Genomic DNA, 22,051 nt, shown 5'->3' with positions numbered 1-22,051 from the left:
TCCCCGGCCTTGCTGAAAACTGAACACTGAAAACTGAAAACCTACTCCCCTTCCCCCCACCGCTTGACCAGCGCTTGCTCGATGCCGAGCTGGTCGAGGATGCGCGCGACCACGAAATCCACCAGGTCTTCGACGCTTTCAGGGCGGTGATAAAAGCCCGGGGCGGCGGGCAGGATGGTGACGCCCAGGCGCGCCAGCTTCAGCATGTTCTCCAGATGAATCGCCGAGAACGGGCTTTCCCGGGGCACCAGAATCAATTGCCGGCGCTCCTTAAGGGCCACGTCGGCGGCCCGCTCGATCAGATTGTCGCTGGCGCCGCAGGCGATCGCCGACAGGGTGCCGGTGGAGCACGGGCAAATCACCATCGAGGCCGGCGCGCCGGAGCCGGAGGCCACCGGCGCGGTCCACTGCTCCAGGCCACACACCACCAACCGCCCCTTGTCGGTGCCGCTGTGCGCGCGCAACGCCTGCTCCGCCTTGCCGGTGCCGGCCGGCAGGCTCAGGTCGGTCTCCATGCCGATCACCACCCGCGCCGCCTTGGAGAGGATCACGAACACCTCGCAGTCCGCGGCCAGCAGACACTGCAGCAAGCGCAGCCCATAGGGCGCCCCGGAGGCGCCGGTGAACGCCAGGGTCACTCGCCTGCTGGGGCTCATGGCGTCACCTCCCCGGGAGAGGACGCGTGCCGCCGCTGCAAGGCAGCGACCAGCTTGCCATGAATGCCGCCAAAGCCGCCGTTGCTCATCACCACGATGTGGCAGGGCCCCTGTTCAGCGCCCGCCACCTGTTCGATCAGCGCCTCCAGATCGTGCGCCACCCGCGCCGGCGCCGTCGACGCGCTCACCACCTTGTCGAGCGACCAATCCAAGCCGGGCGGTTGGTACCAGATCACCTGGTCCGCCTGGCCGGTGCTGGCGGCGAGCTGATCCTGGTGGCGACCCAGGCGCATGGTGTTGGAGCGCGGCTCAATGATCGCCACGATCCGCTCATCGCCGACTTTGCGACGCAGCCCTTCCAGAGTGGTGGCGATGGCGGTGGGGTGATGGGCGAAGTCGTCGTAGACGCGCACGCCGGCGATCTCGCCACGCAACTCCATGCGCCGCTTAACACCGGCGAAGGCGCTGAGCGCGGCGGCGCCGGCGGCCAGCGTGACCCCCACATGGCGGGCGGCCAGCAGCGCCGCCATGCCATTGCTGACGTTGTGCCGACCGGTCAGCGACCAGTCCACCCGGCCCGCTTCGGCGCCGTTGTCCAGCACCAGAAACGAGGAACCGTCGTCACTGAGCAGCCGGTAGCCCGGATCGCCTTGCTCGGCAAAACGCTCCGACTCACTCCAGCAGCCCTGCTCCAGCACCTGCTCCAGCGCCTCGTCGCCGGCCGGCAGAATAATCCGTCCCTGGGAGGGAACAGTACGCACCAGATGGTGAAACTGGCGCTGAATGGCGGCCAGATCGGCGAAGATATCCGCGTGATCAAACTCCAGATTATTCAGAATCGCGGTCCGTGGCCGGTAGTGCACGAACTTGCTGCGCTTGTCGAAAAAGGCGGTGTCGTACTCGTCCGCTTCGACCACGAAAAACGGCGTCTCGCCCAGCCGGGCGGAGACGCCGAAATTGCCGGGCACGCCACCGATCAGGTAGCCCGGCGCCAGCCCCGCGTGTTCAAGAATCCAGGCCACCATGGCACTGGTGGTGGTCTTGCCGTGGGTACCGGCCACCGCCAGCACCCAGCGCCCGGGCAGCACCACCTCGGCCAGCATTTGCGCACCGGAGGTGTACGGCAGGCCGCGATCCAGCACCGCTTCCACCGCCGCGTTGCCCCGGCTCAGCGCGTTGCCAATCACCACCAGATCCGGCGCCGGCTGCAACTGCGCCGCGTCGTAGCCCTGAATCAATTCGATGCCCGCCGCCGCCAGTTGATCGCTCATCGGCGGATACACGTTTTCATCGGAGCCGGTGACCCGATGCCCCAGAGCCCGCGCCAACTGCGCCAGCGAACCCATGAAGGTGCCGCAAACGCCAAGAATGTGGATATGCATGAAAGACCTCGGTCAAAATCCGGATTCAGGATACAACATCGGCTTCAAGCCACAAGCCACAAGCGGAGGGCTTAGGGATTTTCATCTTGAAGCTTGCGGCCTGAAGCTTGAAGCTATCTCCTTTTTGAATCGTGCGAGGAGAGACCATGCTGGTTATCAACGGCAGTGAAGAACTGAAAAGCTGGGAAGGCAAGGAACTGGGCGTCAGCGAGTGGATCGGGATTGACCAGGACCGCATCAACCTGTTCGCCGACGCCACCGGTGACCATCAGTGGATTCACGTGGATGTGGAGCGCGCCAACCGTGAGTCGCCGATGGGCGGCCCGATCGCCCACGGCTACCTGACCCTGTCTCTGATTCCCATGCTCAAGGACAAAATCTACAGCATCGAAGGCGCCACCGCTGGCATCAACTACGGCCTCAACAGCGCCCGCTTCCTGGCCCCGGTGCCCGCCGGCGCGAAAGTGCGCGGCCGCTTCGTAATGAAATCCGTCACCCCCCGTGGCGAAAACCGCTTCCTGATTTGCAACGAAGTCACCATTGAACTGGAAGGCAGCGAAAAACCCGCCTGCATCGCCGAAAGTCTTGGGTTGGTTTTGTTTTAGAAAAGAGAAAGTTGAAGGTTAAAAGTTAAAAGCGCGCGACTCCTGCCGGATAAACGGCTAAGCCGAGCGCGCGCGAACTTAACGCGGGAGCCCAAGCCGGGCCCCGTTTTTTCAACTTTCAACTTTCAACTTTCAACTTTCAACTTTCAACTTCTTTCAATGACTAATCATCCAAGGCCGGGCGGTGGGGAACATTTTGTGGCCTTCGGCGGTGTAGAACACCTTGGGCTTGTCACGGGCGTGGTGGCAGCAGCCACGGTCTTTTTCGGTGGCGTGGTTGCCGTGGCGGGGTTCGTGGGCGGCGTGTTCGTTGCGGGCCATGGCCTGACGTTTTTCCGGGGCCATGTCGAGCAACGCCGGGGCCACCAGAATCACCCTGGCGGACAGCACCCCGCAATGCGGACACGGGCAGCATTCGCCGGAGGCACTGACCGGGACCAATTCGTGAAACAGGCCATGATCGGCGCATTTATAGTCGTACAGTGGCATCGTGGTCCCCTTGTTCGCTATTTGTCCTTGGCCAGAGGCAGGTCAGTGCCGCCTTTCACCGCCTTCACCGGACCGTCGGCGTTGGGTTTAACGTCGAACTCGAAGATGTCGGTGGGTAACCACAGGGTGGCGCACGCGTTGGGCACATCCACCACGCCGCTGATGTGCCCCTGCACCGGAGCGCAGCCCAGCAGTGAGTAGGCCTGAGCACCGGTGTAACCAAATTTTTTCAGGTATTCGATGGCGTTCAGGCAGGCCTGGCGGTAGGCCACGTGCACGTCCAGGTAATGCTGCTTGCCCTGCTCGTCCACCGAGATACCTTCAAAAATCAGGTAGTCGTCGTACTTGGGCGCCATCTTGCTGGGTTTGAAAATCGGATTCTTGATCGCGTACTTGGCCATGCCATCCTTTATCAGGCTGACGCGCAAATGAATCCAGCCGGCCATTTCGATGGCGCCACAAAATGTGATCTCGCCGTCGCCCTGGCTGAAGTGCAAATCGCCCACCGACAGGCCCGCGTCTTTCACGTACACCGGGAAATACACCTGCGAGCCCCGCGAAAGATCCTTGATGTCGCAGTTGCCGCCGTGTTCGCGCGGCGGCACCGTGCGTGCGCCTTCGGCGGCGGCGGTGGCCTTCGCTTCGCCGCTGAGCTTGCCCATGTGGGCGGTGTCGGCGTAGGGCAGATTGACCAGCCCCGGCACCCGGTCCGGCTCGGTGTCGTACAGCTCTTTTTCCCGGCTGTTCCATTCATCGAGCATTTTTTTGGAGGGCAGGCAGCCGATCAACCCCGGGTGGATCATGCCGGCGAACTCGACACCGGGAATGTGCCGGGATTGAGTGAACATGCCGTTGAAATCCCAGATTGATTTCTGCGCTTCGGGGAAATGCTCGGTGAGGAAGCCACCGCCGTTCTGTTTAGAGAAAAAGCCGTTGAACCCCCACTGGCTGTCGTCGAACGCGCCGATGTCGAGAATGTCCACCACCAGCAGATCGCCGGGCTCGGCGCCTTCCACCCCCACCGGGCCGGTGAGAAAGTGCACCTGGGTCAAGTCCACGTCGCGCACGTCCTCTGCGTTGTCGTCGTTATGAATCTGACCGCCGGTCCAGTCGTGGCACTCAAGAATAAAGTCGTCCCCCGGCTTGACCATGGCGGCCATGGGGATGTCCGGGTGCCAGCGGTTGTGCACGCCTTCGTTGTCGTAGGGGGATTGCTTCAGGTCGATTTTGATGATGGTGTCAGCCATGCTTTTCTCCTCACGTTAAACAATGAAATCTCTGCGATCAGACCGACAGGTACGAGGCGATGCGCTGTTCGTCAAAGGCGCCGCGCTCCTGCTCATGCACCAGTTCGCCTTTTTCGATCACCAGCACCCGATCGGCGATTTCCAGTACGAAACTCAGCACCTGCTCGGAGACCACGATGGACAAACCGCGCTCATCGCGGATGCGCTTCAGAGTGCGGGCGATCTCCTGGATGATCGAAGGCTGGATGCCCTCGGTGGGCTCATCGAGCAACAGCACGCTGGGGCCGGTGGCCAGCGCGCGGGCGATGGCGAGCTGCTGTTGCTGGCCACCGGAGAGGTTGCCGCCCCGCCGGCCCTGCATTTCCTTGAGCACTGGAAACAGCTCATAGAGGTCTTCGGAAACGCCACGGCCAGCGGCACCCTTGCCCGCCGCCGGTAAACCGGTTTCGATGTTTTCCTTCACCGTCAGAGTGGGAAACACCATCCGCCCCTGGGGCACGAAACCGAGGCCGGCGCGCACCCGCTGGTGGCTCTTCAATGCGGTCAGGTCCTGGCCGTTCAGCTCAATGCGCCCGTGGCGCACCGGCAGCATGCCCACCAGGGATTTCATCAAGGTGGTTTTGCCCATGCCGTTGCGGCCCACCACCGCCACGATCTCGTTGTCCTTGACCGCCAGGTTCAGGCGCCGGATCACTTCGCTCTGGCCGTAGGCCACGCTGTAGTCGGAAACGCTTAACATGGTCAGTGCCCCAGGTAGACTTCAATCACGCGCGGGTCGGATTTGACTCGCTCCAACGACCCTTCCGAAAGCACCTTGCCCTGGTGCATCACGGTGACCCGGTCGGCGATGTCCTCGACGAACTGCATGTCGTGTTCGATCACCAGCACTGAATGGTTGCGGGTGATCACGCGCAGCAGTTCGGCGGTCTTCTTGCGTTCGGACACCGACATGCCGGCCACCGGCTCATCCAGCATCAGCAGATCCGGCTTTTGAATCAGCAGCATGCCGATCTCCAGCCATTGCTTCTGGCCATGGCTGAGCAATTCCGCGCGCTGTTCGAGCTGGTCGGCGAGAAAAATGGTGTGCGCCACCTCCTCCACCGCATCGCGTACCCGGGCATCGCGGCGAAACGACAGCGCGCCCATCACCGAGCGCCCGCTCGGATAGGAAATTTCCAGGTTTTCAAAGACGGTCAGGTCTTCGTAGATGGACGGATTCTGGAACTTGCGCCCGACCCCCGCGCGCACGATCTGATGTTCCTTCATGCGCGTCAGCTCACGGCCGCGAAAGCGGATCGAGCCGTTGGTGGCGCGCGTCTTTCCGCAGATCAGATCCAGCACCGTGGTCTTGCCGGCACCGTTGGGGCCGATGATCACGCGGATCTCCTGGGGGTCGAGATAGAACGACAGATCATTGACCGCTTTGAAGCCATCGAAGGACACCGTCAGCCCCTCCACGGCGAGAATAAAATCGTCGTTGACCGGGCTCATGCGGTTTCCTCCTTAACGACCTGTTCCCCTTCGACGCCGCTCCGTTGCGCCGGGCGCCGGCGCAAGTGCCGCTCCCAGGGCATCAGATACCGCCGGTACAGACCGGCCAGGCCATTGGGAAACGCCAGCACCACGCCGATAAACAGCGCGCCCATGGCGTACAGCCACAGCTCCGGAAACGATTCGGAAAAGCTGGTCTTGGCGGCGTTCACCAGCAACGCGCCATACACCGCGCCGAGCAATGACAGCCGCCCACCCACGGCGCAGAAAATCACCATTTCGATGGACGGCACGATGCCTACGAACGACGGCGACATAAACCCCACCTGCAAGGTGAACAGGGCGCCACCGATGCCGGCGAACATTGCCGCGATGCAAAACACGAACACCTTGAATGACGCCACGTCGTAACCGGAAAAGCGCACCCGGTCTTCCTTGTCGCGCATCGCCACCAGAATGCGCCCCAGCTTGCTGCCAAGGATGCGGCGGGCGAACAACAGACACACGAACAGCAGCGCCACGCACAGGTAATAAAGCACCAACTTGGCTTCATTGCTGCGAATGTCCCAGCCCATCAGAGTGCGCAGGTCGGTGATGCCGTTAGCGCCACCGGTGAAGCCCTGCTGGCCGATGATCAAGATGGTGACAATGGCGGCGATCGCCTGGGTGATGATGGCGAAATAGACGCCACCGACGCGGCGCTTGAACATGGCCACGCCGATCACGAACGCCAGAATCGCCGGCACCGCCAGCACCGCGATCACGGTAAAAGAGAAGCTGTGAAACGGCTGCCAGAACCACGGCAGCTCGGTGACCTGGTTCCAGTCCATGAAATCCGGAATACCCGGTGTGGACTGGTTGCTGGTGGCCTCCGGGCTGGAGGATTCCAGTTTCAGAAACATGGCCATGCAGTAACCGCCCAGGCCAAAGAACACACCCTGGCCGAGGCTGAGAATGCCGCCGTACCCCCAACACAGCACCAAGCCAATGGCGACGAACGCGTAGGTCAGGTATTTGCCCACCAGATTCAGACGGAAGGCATCGAACACCAGCGGAAACACCACCGCCAGCAATAGCGCCAGCAGCAGGTAATAAAACGCTTCACGGGAGGCAAGCAGACCGATCACGGATGGCTTTTTCATGGCTACCTCCTGATCTTCAGGGCGAACAGCCCCTGCGGGCGCAGCATCAGAATGCCCACCACCACCAACAGCGTCAGAACCTTGGCCATGGAACCACTGAGGAAAAACTCCATGGTGGACTGCGCCTGGGAAATGGTGAACGCGGAGGCGATGGTCCCCAGCAGGCTTTGCGCACCGCCGAACACCACCACCAGAAAAGTGTCGACGATGTACAACTGCCCGGAGGTGGGGCCGGTGGAGCCGATCATGGTGAAGGCGCTGCCGGCAACGCCGGCGATACCACACCCGAGCCCGAAGGTGGTGCGATCCATGGCGCTGGTGTCGATGCCCACCGCTTCGGCCATCGGCCGGTTCTGCACCACCGCGCGCACCTGGCGACCCCAGCCGGAACGAAACATCAGCAGGTACACCGCCAGTGCGATCAGCAACGAAAGCACCATCACGAACAGACCATTGATGGGAATTTCCACCAGGTCGGTGAGCGCCACCGAGCCCAGCATCCACGAGGGCAGTTCCACGCCCACCTCGCGGGCGCCGAAGATCGAGCGAAAGCTTTGTTGCAGAATCAGGCTCAGCCCCCAGGTGGCGAGCAGCGTGTCCAGCGGCCGATGGTACAGATGGCGGATCATCAGCCATTCCACCAACATGCCCAGGGCGCCGCTGACCAGAAACGCCAGCACCATGGCGACGAAGAAGTAGCCGGCGAACAAAGCCGGCATATAGGCTTGGAACAATTGCGCGGTGAGCCAGGTGGTGTAGGCGCCGAGAATCATGAACTCCCCGTGCGCCATGTTGATCACGCCCATCTGGCCGAAGATGATCGCCAGCCCCAGGGCCATCAGCACGAAAATGGAAAACAGGGACAAACCGGCGAAGCCTTGCATGGCGAAGATCGACATCAACTCCGACATGGAATAATCAGCGAACATGGCAGCGCTCCCGAGCGGTGGCACCCAAAAAAACCGGCGCGGCTCCCGCCGCGCCGGGCCGAAGGATTACTTATAGCCTTCCGGGAACGGGTTCGGTTCCATCAGCTCCTTGGTCTCGTAGACCACTTCGTACTGGCCGTTCGCCTTGGCGTGACCGATGCGCGTTTTGGACCACAGGTGGTGGTTTTCGTGAATCCGCACATAGCCTTCCGGCGCGGTGGTCAGCTCAATGCCCGGTGAGGCGGCACGCACCTTATCGATATCAAAGGAGCCGGCTTTTTCCACCGCCGCTTTCCACAACCACGGACCCAGATAGGCCGCCTGGGTGACATCGCCGATCACGATGTCGTCACCCCAGCGTTCCTTGAACGCTTTCACGAAGGCGTCGTTGTTGGCGTTGTCCAGGCTCTGAAAATATTTCATCGAGGCATAGGCGCCCTGCACGTTCCCGCCGCCGATGCCGAGAATTTCGTCCTCGGTGACGGAGATGGTCAACAGCAGTGGCTTTTCTTCGGTCAGATCAATGCCCGCCGCCTTGAGCTGCTTGTAGAAGGCCACGTTGGAACCGCCCACCACGATGGCGTAGATCACGTCCGGTTTTTTCAGCTTGATTTTGTTGATCACCGAGTTGAACTGGGTGTGGCCGAGCGGGTAGTACTCCTCGCCCACCACTTTCAGCCCTTTCTTCTCGATGTGCTTGCGGGCGATCTTGTTGGAGGTGCGTGGCCAGATGTAATCCGAGCCGAGCAGATAGAAGCTCTTGGCGCCCTTCTCGCGCACCACCCAATCGATGCCGGCAAGAATCTGCTGGGTCGCTTCCTGGCCGGTGTAGATCACGTTCGGAGATTGCTCCAGGCCCTCGTAGAAGGTGGGGTAATAAAGCATGCCGTTGTATTGCTCGAACACCGGCAGCACCGCCTTGCGCGACGCCGACGTCCAGCAGCCGAACACCGCCGCGGCCTTGTCGTTGACCAGAAGTTTGCGGGATTTTTCCGCGAAGGTGGGCCAGTCGCTGGCGCCGTCTTCCTGGATGAACTCGATCTTGCGCCCCAGCACCCCGCCCTGGGCGTTGATCTGCTCAATGGCGAGCTTCTCCGCCTGCACCGAACCGGTCTCACTGATCGCCATGGTGCCGGTAATGGAATGCAGAATGCCCACCTTGACGGTGTCGTCGGTGACCGCCAGGCCGGTGCTGTTGACCTCCGACGTGGCCGGCTTGGCCGCCATCAGCGGCGTCGACAGCGCCAACACCGCCGGCAGGGCGATCAGCCCCGCCAGCAGCCGGCGGCGCGGCCGGGAAAAAAAAAGTGTGGTTCGGGTTTTCATGGTCGTCCCCTCGTCAGCGAAATGTCTCGATGGCGAGTATGGGAAGCCCGGCGACCACCGCCCATGGGGTGAACGGGGCAGGCGCCTACGTCATTTGACGCATGGCCCCACCATCGGCACGGCCCTACCCTCGGGCGCGGGAATAAGGCGGCGGATGCTTTTCCAGAGCCGGCCTCGCCGCCGATGGTTTTGATTTTGGCGTCCGGCGTCCGGCGTCCGGCGTCCGGCGTGATCCTGCCAGGCAGTCATCACGGCACGGTTCGTGCTTCTTCTAAAAACAGCCGGCTCATGTCGACGCGGCCAGCGGATGGGGATGAATGGCCATACAGCAGCGGATTTTTCGCGTTCGGCGTAACTACAACCAATGGGTCGCCAACCAGACCCTGGAAGATTTCGCCCTGCGTTTCACCGCCAAGGCGGCGCGCCGCTGGTCGCCGGGGCGGGTCGCCAACACCGCCCTGGGGGCGATTTCGTTTCTGGCGCTGGAGGCCATCGGCGGCGCCATTACCCTTAACTACGGCTTCACCAACGCGGTGGGCGCGATCGCCGCGGTGGTGATGGTGATCTTCCTGCTCGGCCTGCCGGTCAGCTATTACGCCGCCCGCTACGGCGTGGACATTGATCTGCTCACCCGTGGCGCCGGCTTCGGTTACCTCGGCTCGACCCTGACCTCGCTGATCTACGCCTCTTTCACGTTTATCTTCTTTGCCCTGGAAGCGGCCATCATGGCCATGGCCCTGGAGATCCTGTTCGGCATCCCGCCCACCTTCGGCTATCTGATCAGTTCGCTGATGGTGATCCCGCTGGTCACCCACGGCATCACCTACATCAGCCGCTTTCAGCTCTGGACCCAGCCGCTGTGGGTGCTGCTGCAACTGACCCCGTTTGTCTTCATCCTCATGCAGGACCCGCAATCCCTGCAGCGCTGGCGCGCCTTCGACGGCCTGGCCGGCAATGGCGGCGGCTTTAATCTGCTGCTGTTCGGCGCCGCCGCCACGGTGCTGTTCTCGCTGGTGGCTCAGATCGGCGAGCAGGTGGATTTCCTGCGCTTTCTGCCGGAACCGGAGCCGGGGCGACGCTGGCGCTGGTGGGGCGCGCTGCTGGCCGGTGGGCCGGGTTGGATTCTGGTCGGTGGAGCCAAGATTATGGCGGGCTCGTTCCTTGCCGTGCTGGCGTTCAACCATGGGCTGCCCCATGAGAAAGCCCAGGAGCCCATGCACATGTATCTGGTGGCGTTCAGCCACGTCACCGGCCACCCCGCCACCCTGCTCGCCCTGGCCGGGGTGTTCGTGGTGCTTTCCCAGCTGAAGATCAACGTCACCAACGCCTACGCCGGCTCCATCGCCTGGTCCAATTTCTTTTCCCGGCTCACCCACAGCCATCCCGGCCGGGTGGTGTGGCTGGTGTTCAACGTGGTGATCGCCCTGGTGCTGATGGAGATTGGCATCTATCGCGCGTTCGAATCGATCCTGGGCAGCTACGCGGTGGTGGCGGTGGCCTGGATCGGCGCGCTGGTCGCCGATCTGGTGATTAACAAGCCGCTCGGCCTGAGCCCCCGGCACATCGAGTTCAAACGCGCCTATCTGTACGATCTCAACCCGGTGGGCTTCGGCGCCATGCTGATCGCCACCGGCGTGGGCCTGGCGGCGCGCGCTGGATTGTGGGGCGACCAGGTGCACGCGCTGGCCTCGTTCGTGGCGCTGGCCAGCGCCTTCGTGGCCGCGCCCCTGCTCGCCATCGCCACCCGTGGGCGCTATTACATTGCCCGCCAGCCGGAATCCAATGAGGCCCTCGCGAACCGCCCCTGCTGCATCTGTGAGCACCGCTTCGACGTGGAAGACATGGCTTTCTGCCCGGCCTACAACGGCCCGATCTGCTCGTTGTGCTGCTCACTGGACGCGCGCTGCAACGATGCCTGCAAGCATCATGCGCGCTTCCAGGAGCAGTTGATCGACTGGCTCGGCGGCGTGCTGCCCCGGGTGGTGGTGGTGCACCTGCGCTCGCGGCTGGGCCACTTTGTCGGGTTGCTGACCCTGGTGGTGCTGGTGATGGCCGCCCTGCTCACCCTGGTCTATCACCAACTGCCCGACGGTGATCCGGCCATGCGCCAACTGATGGCCGCCACCCTGGGCAAGGTGTTCGCGATTCTGGTGATCATCAGCGGCGTGGTAGCGTGGCTGTTCGTGCTCGCCCACGAGAGCCGCGTGGTGGCCCAGGAAGAGAGCCACCGGCAAACGCGCATGCTGATCGAAGAGATCAAAGCCCACGAAAAAACCGACCGCGAACTGCAAAAAGCCAAGGAACTGGCGGAAGCCGCCAACCAGGCCAAGAGCCGCTATCTGACCGGGCTCAGCCATGAGCTGCGCTCGCCGCTCAACGCCGCGTTCGGCTACGCCCAGTTGCTGGAACGGGACACAGCGATTCCCGAGCACCGGCGCGGCGCGATCAGCGCCATCCGCCGCAGCACCGAGCATCTTTCCGATCTGATCGAAGGGCTGCTGGAAATTTCCAAGATCGAAGCCGGCCGCCTGGAGCTGTATCGCAATCAGGTGAGAATACGCTCGCTGATCGATGAGCTGGTGGCGATGTTCCGCCTGCAGGCGGAGGAGCGCGGCATTGATTTCGCCTTCCACAGCCTCGGTCCGCTGCCCGAGTGGGTCACCACCGACGAAAAGCGGCTGCGCCAGATTCTTATCAATCTGCTCTCCAACGCGATCAAATTCACCCGCCGTGGCCGCGTGACCCTGCGCGTGCGCTATCGCAATCAGGTCGCCGAATTCGCCATTCGCGACACCGGCGTGGGCATCGCCGAAGAAGACCTGAGCCGCATCTTCCGGCCCTTCGAGCGGGTGCGCAAACCCGGTGTGCCGGCGGTGCACGGCACCGGCCTGGGGCTGACCATCACCAAGCTGCTCACCGACATCATGGGCGGCGACATTCGTGTCACCAGTGAACCCGGCGCCGGCAGTGAATTCCGCCTGTCGATGATGCTGGCCAGCGTCAGCCGCGCGGCGCCGCGCGGCGACAGCCAGCGGCCGGTAAGCGGCTATCGGGGCCGCCGGCGCCATCTGCTGGTGGTGGACGACGACCCCGCCCATCGCGGCCTGATCAGCGACCTGCTCACGCCGCTCGGCTTTCGCGTCAGCGAAGCCCCCGACGGCGCCACTGGCCTGCGCCTGTGCGCGGGCCACGACCCGGCCCCCGACCTGGTGCTGCTCGACATCGCCATGCCCGCCCTGGATGGCTGGCAAACCGCCCGGGCGCTGCGCGAACAGGGCTACCCCGGGCCGCTGGTGATGCTCTCCGCCAACGCCCGCGAGAGCCAGAGCGACGCTCCCCAGGACCTGCACGACGACTACCTGATCAAGCCGTTCAAAGTCGGCACTCTGCTGGACACCCTCGCCCGGCACCTGAACCTGAGCTGGCGCTATCACTCTCCGGTGCCGGCCAGCGGCACGCAAAAGGCCAGGCCCGAGCGGCTGGCGGTGGCCAGCCTGAATCTGGATGACAGCCTGCGCGACGAACTGCTGGCATTGGCGGAAATCGGCCATTTCGACGGGCTCCGCGCGGCCCTGGCCCGCGCCGAACGGGACCGCCGCTTGCCGGCCTCGCTGTCCAAAGCGCTTAGGCAGGGCCTCGAACGGTTCGACTTTCAGGCCCTGGTGACGCTACTGGAGACTCCGCCATGAGCGGCCCCGCGCAACGCAAGGACCTGATCCTGGTGGTCGACGATTGCGCCGATTCCCTGGGCATGATCCACCACGCCCTGGGCCAGGCCGGCCTCACCGCCCTGCTCGCCCTGGAAGGCGAACAGGCGCTCGGCATCGCCGAAAAGATGGTGCCCGATCTGATCCTGATGGACGCGGTGATGCCCAACCTGGATGGTTTCGAAACCTGCCGGCGCCTTAAGGACACCCCGGAGCTGGCCGGCGTGCCGGTAATCTTCATGACCGGCCTGAGTGACCCGGAGGATGTAATCCGCGGCCTCGAAGCCGGCGGCGTCGACTACGTCACCAAGCCGGTGCGGCCGGACGAACTGATCGCGCGCATCCGCGTGCATCTCAACAACGCGCGCCTGACGCGCAGCGCCCACACCGCCCTGGACCGGCTCGGCCAGGCGGCGTTCTCCACCGACGCCCAGGGCCAGTGGCGCTGGGCCACCCCGCAGGCGGAGCAGATGGTAGCCGGCGACGACGGCCAACGTCCCGACCGCCTGCACGCCCTGGCCGGGCACATCCGCCACTGGCTTCGCCACCGGCCCGCCCCCGGCGACCGCCTCGCCGTGGAGCTGCCGCCCAGCGCCCTGCGCCTGCGCTACCTGGGCGAAGACAACCCCGGCGAGCACCTGTTTCGCCTGCTGCTGGAAGACGGCGACGGCGAAGCCAGCCTGCTGCGCACGCAACTGCGCCTCACCGAACGGGAAACCCAGGTGCTGCTGTGGATCTCGCAAGGCAAAACCAACCGGGAAATCGGCCAGATCCTGGACCTCAGCCCGCGCACCATCAACAAACACCTGGAACAGGTGTTCCGCAAACTCGGCGTCGAAAACCGCACCGCCGCCGCCGCCATGGCGTTACGGTGTTTGGGACAGGGGACAGGTTGAAGGGAACAGGGCGCAGGGAGAGGCCGTGCCGTCGGCGACGCCGTGCTTTGTGGAGAGGGCTGCAAGCTTCAAGCTGCAAGCTTCAAGGGCGGCTGCGTGCCCCCGCAGATTGCGTTTTTTTGCAGCTTGGAGCTTGGAGCTTGTAGCCGCTGGTCATGCCGCCTCAAACACCTCCGGCATCCAAACCCCGATCAGCATGAAAGTAAGCACCAGCAACCCGAACGCCAGGGCCAGGCCGAGCAAGGGGCTGACCGACAGGGCGCGGTGGTATATGAAGCTTTGTACCGCCAGTTGCCAGACCACCAGCATCAGGTACAGGCCATCGATAAAGGGCACGTGCTGGCCGGTGGCCAGGCTCAGCAGCAGCAGCGGGATCGACACCAGCGACAAAGCGATGTCCACGCCGATCAGCGCCAACGCGGTCTGCGTCCAGCGCGCCCGCAATCCCTTGAAACCCAGTATCGCGGCGCTGGCGCCGAGCATCAGCAGCATCGACAGCATCTGCACGCCGATCATCTGCGCCACGCTCAGGCCGGTCTGCAGGGCGCCGTTGATAAACTGCACCAGCAGCCATACCGCCAGCAAAATGGCCACCAGCGGCGGCGCGAAGGGCATATCTTCCGGGCCGCTGCGAAACAGGCAGACTCGGGCAAAAAGACGGATCAAAGCGTTCATGGTTCCTCCCGGCGCGTATTGTTCCAGAGCCGGCGGCGCGAAACCATTGCCGTGGGCCTCAGGGGCTCTCCGCCACGGGGGTCGGCGCGCCAACGCCGTCATGGAAGTTAACGGGAACAGGCCTTAAACTGCGCGCGAATTCATCAGGGAGAAGTCCGCATGGCGCGCAAGAACGCGTTTTACGCCCAATCCGGCGGTGTCACCGCCGTGATCAACGCCTCCGCCGCCGGGGTCATCGAAACCGCCCGCGAGCACAAACAGACCATCGGCAAGGTCTATGCCGGCCGCAACGGCATCATCGGCGCCCTCACCGAAGAGCTGATCGACACCAGCAAGGAAAGCAAAAGCGCCATCGCGGCATTGAAGCACACCCCGGGCGGCGCCTTCGGTTCCTGCCGCTACAAACTCAAGGACCTGAACAGCGCCCGCCGTGAATACGAACGGCTGATCCAGGTGTTCAAGGCCCACGACATCGGCTACTTCTTCTATAACGGTGGCGGCGATTCCGCCGACACCTGCCTGAAGATCTCCCAGCTCTCGGAAACCATGGGCTACCCACTGCAAGCCATTCACGTGCCCAAGACCGTGGACAACGACCTGCCGATCACCGACGTCAGCCCCGGCTTTGGCTCGGTGGCCAAGTACACCGCGGTGAGCTGCCGCGAAGCGGCCCTGGACGTGGCCAGCATGTGCGCCACCTCCACCAAGGTGTTCGTGATGGAAGTGATGGGCCGCCACGCTGGCTGGATCGCCGCCGCCGCCGGCCTCGCCAAGGACCAGCCCGACGCCGCCCCGCACATTATTCTGTTTCCGGAAATTGCCTTCGACCGCGCCGCCTTCCTGAAGAAAGTCGAAGCCACCGTGAAGAAAGTGGGCTACTGCGTGATCGTGGTCTCCGAAGGCGCGCGCACCGCCGACGGCACCTTCCTGGCCGACGCCGGCACCACCGACGCCTTCGGCCACAAGCAGCTGGGCGGCGTGGCGCCGGTGCTGGCGCAAATGGTCAAGGATGAACTCGGCTACAAATACCACTGGGCGGTGAGCGACTATCTGCAACGGGCGGCGCGCCACATCGCCTCCGCCACCGACGTGGAGCAAGCCTACGCGGTGGGCCGGGCGGCGGTGGAGTTCGCGGTGGCCGGCAAAAACGCGGTGATGCCGGCGATCGTGCGCAAGAAGAGCAAGAAATACGCCTGGAGCATCGGCGAGGCGCCGCTGAAAAAAGTGGCCAACGTGGAAAAGAAATAGCCGCGCTCGTACATCACCCGCGACGGCGTCGGCATCACCCCGTCCGCGCGCGCCTACCTGGAACCGCTGATCGCCGGCGAATCCTACCCACCCTACAAGAACGGCCTGCCCCAGTTCGCCCGGTTGAAGCTGGTGCCGGTGGCGAAAAAGCTCAACGACAACTTCGATCTCTGATCCCGCCGACGGCGCCGCCCGGCGGCGGCGCCCACGGAACGCCGCCGCCCCGGCGCTGTCTGTTCTCCACGGGTGGCCGGCGCCGCCGACCACCCGCGACTCGCAAATTCCTGCAAAACCGTACCCGGCCATCTTGCGCCGGCCCGGGTTACACGGTTTGGTAGGGATCAAGTCTGTCCGCCAAGGAGAACCGGGTGAAAAAGCTGTGTTGGATGGTGCTGCCAGCGCTGATGGGGAGTGCCCAGGCGGCGGATCTGCTGACCATCAAGGGTCTCGCCGAGCGCCTGGACTCGGATCAGGCACCGGTCATCATTGATGTGCGCGGCGAAGGCCCCTACTTGCAAAGTCACATCCCCAGCGCGGTGATGATTCCCTACGACCACATCGGCAAACACGTGGATCTGCTCTACGACCGCAAAAAAGAGCCCATGTTGCTGTATGGCAACACTGAACGGGACGCACGCAGCGCCGCTGACGCTCTGGAAGAAGCCGGTTTCAAGCGGGTAATGATTCTGGTCGGTGGTTTCCAGGCCTGGCAGGCCGCCGGCGGCGCGCTCACCGACCCGATACCGGCCACCCCGGCGCCGAGCGCCGACCGCGACGCCACCACCGGTGCGCCGCCATCCACCGCGGTCGAGGATTGATCGCCCCGGCGACGCCGGCGGATTCACCATCGCGCACCCCTGCCCCCCTTTGCGGCCGTGATCGGGCTGGGCCGATCCGGCGAGGGGCCGAACGGTGAGTCGCCAGCCAATTAATGCAAACCATTCTCATTATGTTTATACTCCCCGCCATAAAATCTGCGTAACCGACCACCACGGGGATCACCATGCGACCGACCGCCTTCCGGCTTTCCGCCCTTTGCCTTTCCATTATCGCCGCCGCCGCCGTGCCCATCGCCCAGGCTCAGACCGACGGCGACGAAAGCGAGCGCTACAGCCTGGACGCGGTGCAGGTGCAATCCAGCGCCGACGCCTCCAAGGAAGGCCTGAGCGAGATCTATGCCGGCGGCCAGGTGGCGGAAGGCGGCAAGGTGGGGATTCTGGGCAACCAGGCGGTGATGGACACCCCCTACAGCTTCACCACCTACACTGGCCAACTGATTCAGGACCAGCAGGCCGCCAGCGTTGGCGAAGTGCTGCTCAACGACCCGGCGGTGCGGGTCGCCCGCGGCTTTGGCAACTACCAGCAGGTGTACCTGGTGCGCGGCCTGCCGATCTATTCCGACGACATTACCTATAACGGCCTCTATGGCCTGTTGCCGCGCCAATACCTGGCCTCGGAATTCATCGAGCGGGTGCAGGTGTTCCGCGGCGCCAACACCTTCCTGAAAGGCGCCGCCCCCGGTGGCAGCGGCCTCGGCGGCGCCGTCAACGTGGTGCCCAAGCGCGCCCCCAACGAACCGATCAACCGGATCACGGCAGGGGTACAAAGTGGTGGCCAGGCCAGCCTGGGCGCCGACATCGCCAGCCGCTCCGAGGACGGCCGTTTCGGCATCCGCCTGAACGCCGCCCGCCGCGACGGCGACACCGCCGTGGACGGCGAGGAATCGGAACTGTCCATGGCCCACATCGGCGTGGATTTCCGTGGCGAGGCGCTGCGCGTGTCCGGCGACCTGGGCTTCCAGAAGCACCGCATCGACGGCGGCCAGCCAAGCATTACCTTCGCCTCTGGCGTGCCGATTCTGGATGCGCCGGACGCCGACGAATCGATTGGCCAGTCCTGGACCTACTCGGACGAGCGCGACCTGTTCGGCACCCTGCGCGCGGAATACGACTTCGCCGACAACATTACCGGCTGGGCCGCCTTTGGCGCGCGCAGCAGCGAGGAATCGTCGATCTTCGCCAACCCCACGGTGAACGACGCCGACGGCAATTACAGCAGCTACCGTTTCGATACGGCTCGCGAAGATTCGGTGATTACGGGTGAAACCGGCGTGCGCTTTAATTTCCGCACGGCCGCCATCGCTCACACCGTCACGGTCAGCGGCTCCACCTATGAACTTGAGTCCGATAACGCCTACGACCTGTCAGCCATTGGCGCAGTGACCGGCAATATCTATAACCCGTCCACCATGACAATACCGCCCCTGTCAGGCAGTGGTGCCGGCGGCGATCTCGGCGATCCCAGTCGTACCATCAAAACCCGCTTCCAAAGCGTGGCGGTGGCAGATCAACTCTCTATGCTGGATGAAACATTGCTGGTGACTCTGGGCGCCCGCTATCAGACGCTCAAGGATTACAGTTACGACTATGTGACCGGGGAACGATTGGGCGATTCAAGCTATGACGACGACGCTGTCACTCCGTCAGTGGGTGTGTTGTACAAACTCACGCCGGCGGTCTCGCTCTACGCCAGTTACATTGAGGGCCTGCAAAAAGGGGAGCGGGCCGGTGTTAAAGCAGGCACCGGAACCGCCGTTAATATCGGCCAGGCTCTGGAGCCCTACGAAACCAAGCAAGGCGAAGTCGGCTTGAAGTACGATGGCGGCAATGTGGGCGGCAGCGTTTCCGTCTATCGCAGCCGGAAGCCGGTCGCCGGTCTCAACAGCGAAGACGTTTTCGAGGTCGTCGACCACCAGGAAAACACCGGCGCCGAACTGATGGCCTACGGCAACCTGACCCGCGACCTGACCGTGCTCGGCGGCGTCAGCTTCCTGGACGCGGACGTGGACGGCGACGACGCCATCGGCTCGCCGGACACCCAGGCCAACCTGAACCTGGAATACCGCCTGCCGCAACTGCCCGATCTGGCGGTGGACGGCCGGGTGATCTACACCAGCACCCAGTTCGCCGACGCCGCCAACGAGCAGAAAGTGGACGCCTGGACCCGGCTGGATCTGGGCGCGCGTTACCTGATCGCGCTTAACGACAGCACCTTCCTGACCCTGCGTGGCCGGGTGGAGAACGTCACCGGTGAAGACTACTGGGCCTCCGCCGGCGGCTTTCCGGGCGCCGGCTACCTGACCATCGGCGCGCCGCGCACCTTCCTGCTCTCGGCCACGCTGGATTATTAAGGCGGTCTTTAACCGACAACCCAAGCGCCCCGGGCTACGGGGCGCCCAGGCAGTCCCATGAAACAAACTACCTTGCGTCTGTGGTCCGCGATTCACAAATGGACCAGCCTGATCTGCACCGCCTTCATAATGATGCTGTGCCTGACCGGTCTGCCGTTGATCTTCCATGACGAGATCGACCACGCCCTGGACAGCGGCGACTGGCAACCGGCCCATCCGGACGGCCCGATGCTGTCGCTGGACGCCATGCTCAATGCCGCCCTCGCCAACCGGCCCGGCGACGTGCCCCTGTTCATGAGCTTCGACATCGACCGTCCGGTGGTCAACGTCACCTCCGGGCCCAGCGTGGACGCCACCGACGGCCAGATGCACTTCGCCTCGTTCGACCGCACCAGCGGCGCGCTGGTGCCCGGCCACGCCGACGGCGGCGTGATGGACTTTATTCTGCAACTGCACACCGACCTGTTTCTGGGCCTGCCCGGCATGCTGTTTCTCGGCGCCATGGGCCTGCTGCTGGTGGCCGCCATCGTTTCCGGCGTGGTGCTGTACGCGCCGTTCATGCGCAAACTGAAATTCGGCACCCTGCGCCAACCGAGCCAGGCGGTGCGCCACAGCTCACACCGGCGGCGCGCCAACCGCATCAAATGGCTGGATTACCACAACCTGCTCGGCATCGTCACGGTGGCCTGGTTGTCGGTGGTCGGCGTCACCGGCGTGATCAACACCCTGGCCAATCCGATCGTCGACGCCTGGCGCACCCAGTCGCTGGCCGATCTTACCGCCGGCTACCGGGACGCCAGCGTGCCCACCCCGGCGCAGATGGCCTCGCTGGACGACGCCGTCGCCCAGGCGCAACGGGCCGCCCCGGACATGACCCTGCAGTTCGTCGCCTTCCCGGGCGGCGGCTGGTCCACCGATCACCACTACGCCATCTTCCTGCACGGCAACACGCCGCTCACCGAGCACATCATTACCCCGGCGCTGGTCGACGCGCGCACCGGCGAATTCGCCGACATGCGTGAAATGCCCTGGTACAACAAAGCGCTGGCGCTGTCCGGCCCGTTGCATTTCGGCGACTACGGCGGCCTGCCTTTGAAAATTCTCTGGGCGATCCTTGATGTCTTCACCATCGTGGTGCTGATCACTGGCCTGTATCTCTGGATCGTGCGCCGCCCGGTCAGCGCCCGGAACAGCTACGCCACGCCCCCGGCGGCCACCGGGAGGTCCTGATGCGCGAACCGAACACAAAGCGCGTCAATACCTCCTGGCGGATTTTCGCCGTGCCGCTCTTTATCGGCCTGTTCAGTCTGGTCGGGCTGCTCGGTGCCCTGCTTGGCGATGGCCTGCTGGATGTGGTGTCCTGGGCGGGGCTGGCGGTGCCGGTGGTCATTGTCGGCTGGGCGATGAAGAGAAAGCGTTAACCACGCTGCGCTAGGAGCGACCATGAAAATTCCGCTCGCCTGCCTGCTGGCCGCATTGCTGCTGGCGCCTGCCGCCCGTGCCGGCGACGACCCGGCCACCGTGCTGGTGGTGCGCCATCGCTGGCATACCGGCCTGGTGCTGCCCGCCGACCGCCTGGCGCCGCCGCTGGCGTTCCTGGAACAGCAATTCGACTCGCCGCGGTGGTACGAAATCGGCTGGGGCGACAACGACTTCTACCGCCGCACCGACAACCTCTGGCTGCTCGCCAAGGCGCTACTCTGGCCGACCGACTCGGTACTGCATGTGGTCGCGCTGGATCGACACCCGGCTCGATTGCCTCACAGCGACGTGCAGGCGTTGTGTCTTTCCGCCGCGCACCTGCAGCGATTTCAGCACGCCCTGGCGGCGGATTTTCAGCTTAATGACGCCGGCCAGCCACCGGCCGCCGACCCCGGCCTCTACGGCGACAGCCGTTTCTTCCCGGCCCATGGCTCCTTCTGGTTCGCGCGCACCTGCAATACCTGGACCGCCCGGCGGCTGCATGATGCCGGCGTGGACATCCGCACCTTTATGACCCTGCGCGCGAAAAGCGTGATGTCGCAGATTCGCGATCACGGCCAAGCAGGCGCGTGCCCCAAATGAACGGACATCGGCGCCAAAGACCAGGCGGTATCAATCGCTGCGTACAGCATCTGGCTGGACGCGGCACTGCCTTCCAATCTCCCACAGCCGCTTCGTTGTTCGCCAAGTGCCAATCCGATATCTGGAATCCCCGGCTGAACGTTCTGGTGACGATTGGCGTGCCCGCCTGTCACGGCGCGGGTTTGCGCCAACCGCTCAGCCGGTACATCCTTAACGGCTTTCAGCAGAGCAACCAGCGGAGATCAAACCATGCGCGATATCTGTGTGTATTGCGGTTCCAGCCCCGGACGGCGGGAGGAGTATGTCGAGGCGGCGCGGGCCTTCGCCGGTGAACTGGTGGCCCGCGATCTGGGCCTGGTGTATGGCGGTGCCAGCGTCGGCGTAATGGGCGCGGTGGCGGACGCGGTGCTGGCCCAGGGTGGCCGGGTCACCGGAGTGATCCCGCAGGCGTTGCAGGACAAGGAAATCGCCCATCCGGCACTCACCGATTTGCACATCACCGGCTCCATGCACGAACGGAAGACAAAAATGGCGGAGCTGTCGGATGGCTTCGTGGCCATGCCCGGTGGTGTTGGCACCCTGGAAGAGCTGTTCGAAATCTGGACCTGGGGCCAGTTAGGTTGGCACGGCAAACCCTGCGCGGTGCTCAACGTAGCCGGCTACTACGACGGCCTGATCCGCTTTCTCGACCACGCCGCCGACGAGCAATTCCTGCGCCCCTGGCACCGCGACATGCTGCTGGTGGAAGAGCAACCAGCGCGATTGCTGGAGCGCATGGCGGACTATCAGAAACCGCAGGCGAAAACATGGGTAAAAAAGGGGGAGTTGTAGAGAGTCAGTTGAAAGTTAAAAGTTAAAAGTTAAAACGCGATCAAGTGCCGACCGGGCAGCAAAGCCGTGCCCGCGCTGGCCGGTACCCCGCCCTTTCACGGCCACCAGGCCGCAGCAGAGCCTCTGGACTGGCCCCATTTAAGTAGACACTGATTTTAAAGTGGCCGCATAGT

The 22,051-nt window shown here is 63.8% G+C and carries 19 protein-coding genes and 1 pseudogene; 10 read left to right on the top strand and 10 right to left on the bottom strand.

The window, feature by feature from the left end; all coding sequences use genetic code 11:
• Positions 1-41 precede the first annotated feature (41 nt).
• Positions 42-656 (bottom strand): flavin prenyltransferase UbiX, encoded by a 615-nt coding sequence (locus CGS25_RS15335; RefSeq protein WP_089031178.1) that lies wholly within the window; start codon positions 654-656, stop codon positions 42-44.
• Entirely contained in the window at positions 653-2,038 is a 1,386-nt protein-coding gene (gene mpl / locus CGS25_RS15330; protein ID WP_089031177.1) for a UDP-N-acetylmuramate:L-alanyl-gamma-D-glutamyl-meso-diaminopimelate ligase, read from the bottom strand. The genes CGS25_RS15335 and mpl overlap by 4 nt, the downstream gene beginning before the upstream one ends.
• A gap of 146 nt (positions 2,039-2,184) precedes the next feature.
• On the opposite strand from mpl, the gene CGS25_RS15325 reads away from it, so the two are divergent.
• Positions 2,185-2,643: a MaoC family dehydratase gene (locus CGS25_RS15325; protein WP_089031176.1), complete on the top strand. Its 459-nt coding sequence runs from the start codon at positions 2,185-2,187 to the stop codon at positions 2,641-2,643.
• 156 nt (positions 2,644-2,799) lie between these two features.
• Here the strand turns inward: CGS25_RS15325 and CGS25_RS15320 are convergent, their stop codons facing one another.
• The 7 genes from CGS25_RS15320 to urtA form a co-directional block, all read right to left on the bottom strand.
• Entirely contained in the window at positions 2,800-3,132 is a 333-nt protein-coding gene (locus CGS25_RS15320; RefSeq protein WP_089031175.1) for a zinc ribbon domain-containing protein, read from the bottom strand.
• Between the two features lie 17 nt (positions 3,133-3,149).
• Entirely contained in the window at positions 3,150-4,379 is a 1,230-nt protein-coding gene (fmdA, locus tag CGS25_RS15315; protein ID WP_089031174.1) for a formamidase, read from the bottom strand.
• Positions 4,380-4,416: 37 nt separating this feature from the next.
• The gene (gene urtE / locus CGS25_RS15310) at positions 4,417-5,118 is read right to left on the bottom strand and encodes an urea ABC transporter ATP-binding subunit UrtE (protein ID WP_089031173.1); all 702 of its coding nucleotides are present in this window, start codon (positions 5,116-5,118) and stop codon (positions 4,417-4,419) included.
• A 2-nt stretch (positions 5,119-5,120) separates the two neighbouring features.
• Positions 5,121-5,870, bottom strand: a complete 750-nt coding sequence (gene urtD / locus CGS25_RS15305) for an urea ABC transporter ATP-binding protein UrtD (RefSeq protein WP_101675990.1) — start codon at positions 5,868-5,870, stop codon at positions 5,121-5,123.
• Positions 5,867-7,012, bottom strand: a complete 1,146-nt coding sequence (gene urtC / locus CGS25_RS15300; protein ID WP_101675989.1) for an urea ABC transporter permease subunit UrtC — start codon at positions 7,010-7,012, stop codon at positions 5,867-5,869. The genes urtD and urtC overlap by 4 nt, the downstream gene beginning before the upstream one ends.
• A 2-nt stretch (positions 7,013-7,014) precedes the next feature.
• Complete coding sequence (urtB, locus tag CGS25_RS15295; protein WP_101675988.1) at positions 7,015-7,941, bottom strand: urea ABC transporter permease subunit UrtB; 927 nt, start codon at positions 7,939-7,941, stop codon at positions 7,015-7,017.
• A gap of 66 nt (positions 7,942-8,007) precedes the next feature.
• Entirely contained in the window at positions 8,008-9,267 is a 1,260-nt protein-coding gene (gene urtA, locus CGS25_RS15290) for an urea ABC transporter substrate-binding protein (protein WP_101675987.1), read from the bottom strand.
• A gap of 317 nt (positions 9,268-9,584) precedes the next feature.
• Here urtA and CGS25_RS15285 point away from each other — a divergent pair, with 317 nt between their 5' ends.
• On the top strand, positions 9,585-12,956 hold the full coding sequence (locus CGS25_RS15285) for a hybrid sensor histidine kinase/response regulator (protein ID WP_101675986.1): 3,372 nt from the start codon (positions 9,585-9,587) through the stop codon (positions 12,954-12,956).
• Complete coding sequence (locus CGS25_RS15280; protein WP_101675985.1) at positions 12,953-13,870, top strand: response regulator transcription factor; 918 nt, start codon at positions 12,953-12,955, stop codon at positions 13,868-13,870. The genes CGS25_RS15285 and CGS25_RS15280 overlap by 4 nt, the downstream gene beginning before the upstream one ends.
• 153 nt (positions 13,871-14,023) lie before the next feature.
• Here the strand turns inward: CGS25_RS15280 and CGS25_RS15275 are convergent, their stop codons facing one another.
• Entirely contained in the window at positions 14,024-14,545 is a 522-nt protein-coding gene (locus CGS25_RS15275; RefSeq protein WP_101675984.1) for a hypothetical protein, read from the bottom strand.
• A gap of 159 nt (positions 14,546-14,704) precedes the next feature.
• Between CGS25_RS15275 and CGS25_RS15270 the strand changes: the two are divergent.
• From CGS25_RS15270 to CGS25_RS15240, 7 genes and pseudogenes are all read left to right on the top strand, one after another.
• Positions 14,705-15,967 (top strand): annotated as a pseudogene (locus CGS25_RS15270) (6-phosphofructokinase).
• Between the two features lie 194 nt (positions 15,968-16,161).
• Positions 16,162-16,611: a rhodanese-like domain-containing protein gene (locus tag CGS25_RS15265; protein ID WP_101675983.1), complete on the top strand. Its 450-nt coding sequence runs from the start codon at positions 16,162-16,164 to the stop codon at positions 16,609-16,611.
• 185 nt (positions 16,612-16,796) lie between these two features.
• Complete coding sequence (locus tag CGS25_RS15260; protein WP_101675982.1) at positions 16,797-18,983, top strand: TonB-dependent receptor; 2,187 nt, start codon at positions 16,797-16,799, stop codon at positions 18,981-18,983.
• A gap of 57 nt (positions 18,984-19,040) precedes the next feature.
• Positions 19,041-20,213: a PepSY-associated TM helix domain-containing protein gene (locus CGS25_RS15255; protein WP_089031162.1), complete on the top strand. Its 1,173-nt coding sequence runs from the start codon at positions 19,041-19,043 to the stop codon at positions 20,211-20,213.
• On the top strand, positions 20,213-20,404 hold the full coding sequence (locus CGS25_RS15250; RefSeq protein ID WP_089031161.1) for a hypothetical protein: 192 nt from the start codon (positions 20,213-20,215) through the stop codon (positions 20,402-20,404). Before CGS25_RS15255 ends, CGS25_RS15250 begins: the two co-directional genes overlap by 1 nt.
• A 22-nt stretch (positions 20,405-20,426) precedes the next feature.
• A complete protein-coding gene (locus CGS25_RS15245; protein WP_089031160.1) occupies positions 20,427-21,047 on the top strand; it encodes a DUF2459 domain-containing protein in 621 nt (206 codons plus the stop codon).
• Positions 21,048-21,296: 249 nt separating this feature from the next.
• Positions 21,297-21,878 (top strand): LOG family protein, encoded by a 582-nt coding sequence (locus CGS25_RS15240; RefSeq protein WP_089031159.1) that lies wholly within the window; start codon positions 21,297-21,299, stop codon positions 21,876-21,878.
• Positions 21,879-22,051: the final 173 nt, after the last annotated feature.

This window comes from Alloalcanivorax mobilis, assembly GCF_002864685.1.
Lineage (GTDB): Bacteria > Pseudomonadota > Gammaproteobacteria > Pseudomonadales > Alcanivoracaceae > Alloalcanivorax > Alloalcanivorax mobilis.
This window is presented reverse-complemented; position numbering and strand designations above follow the sequence as displayed.

Coding starts and splice junctions, on each gene's coding strand:
- CGS25_RS15335 (WP_089031178.1), bottom strand. CDS start 656: ATGAGCCCCAGCAGGCGAGTGACCCTGGCGTTCACCGGCGCCTCCGGG.
- mpl (WP_089031177.1), bottom strand. CDS start 2,038: ATGCATATCCACATTCTTGGCGTTTGCGGCACCTTCATGGGTTCGCTG.
- CGS25_RS15325 (WP_089031176.1), top strand. CDS start 2,185: ATGCTGGTTATCAACGGCAGTGAAGAACTGAAAAGCTGGGAAGGCAAG.
- CGS25_RS15320 (WP_089031175.1), bottom strand. CDS start 3,132: ATGCCACTGTACGACTATAAATGCGCCGATCATGGCCTGTTTCACGAA.
- fmdA (WP_089031174.1), bottom strand. CDS start 4,379: ATGGCTGACACCATCATCAAAATCGACCTGAAGCAATCCCCCTACGAC.
- urtE (WP_089031173.1), bottom strand. CDS start 5,118: ATGTTAAGCGTTTCCGACTACAGCGTGGCCTACGGCCAGAGCGAAGTG.
- urtD (WP_101675990.1), bottom strand. CDS start 5,870: ATGAGCCCGGTCAACGACGATTTTATTCTCGCCGTGGAGGGGCTGACG.
- urtC (WP_101675989.1), bottom strand. CDS start 7,012: ATGAAAAAGCCATCCGTGATCGGTCTGCTTGCCTCCCGTGAAGCGTTT.
- urtB (WP_101675988.1), bottom strand. CDS start 7,941: ATGTTCGCTGATTATTCCATGTCGGAGTTGATGTCGATCTTCGCCATG.
- urtA (WP_101675987.1), bottom strand. CDS start 9,267: ATGAAAACCCGAACCACACTTTTTTTTTCCCGGCCGCGCCGCCGGCTG.
- CGS25_RS15285 (WP_101675986.1), top strand. CDS start 9,585: ATGGCCATACAGCAGCGGATTTTTCGCGTTCGGCGTAACTACAACCAA.
- CGS25_RS15280 (WP_101675985.1), top strand. CDS start 12,953: ATGAGCGGCCCCGCGCAACGCAAGGACCTGATCCTGGTGGTCGACGAT.
- CGS25_RS15275 (WP_101675984.1), bottom strand. CDS start 14,545: ATGAACGCTTTGATCCGTCTTTTTGCCCGAGTCTGCCTGTTTCGCAGC.
- CGS25_RS15260 (WP_101675982.1), top strand. CDS start 16,797: ATGCGACCGACCGCCTTCCGGCTTTCCGCCCTTTGCCTTTCCATTATC.
- CGS25_RS15255 (WP_089031162.1), top strand. CDS start 19,041: ATGAAACAAACTACCTTGCGTCTGTGGTCCGCGATTCACAAATGGACC.
- CGS25_RS15250 (WP_089031161.1), top strand. CDS start 20,213: ATGCGCGAACCGAACACAAAGCGCGTCAATACCTCCTGGCGGATTTTC.
- CGS25_RS15245 (WP_089031160.1), top strand. CDS start 20,427: ATGAAAATTCCGCTCGCCTGCCTGCTGGCCGCATTGCTGCTGGCGCCT.
- CGS25_RS15240 (WP_089031159.1), top strand. CDS start 21,297: ATGCGCGATATCTGTGTGTATTGCGGTTCCAGCCCCGGACGGCGGGAG.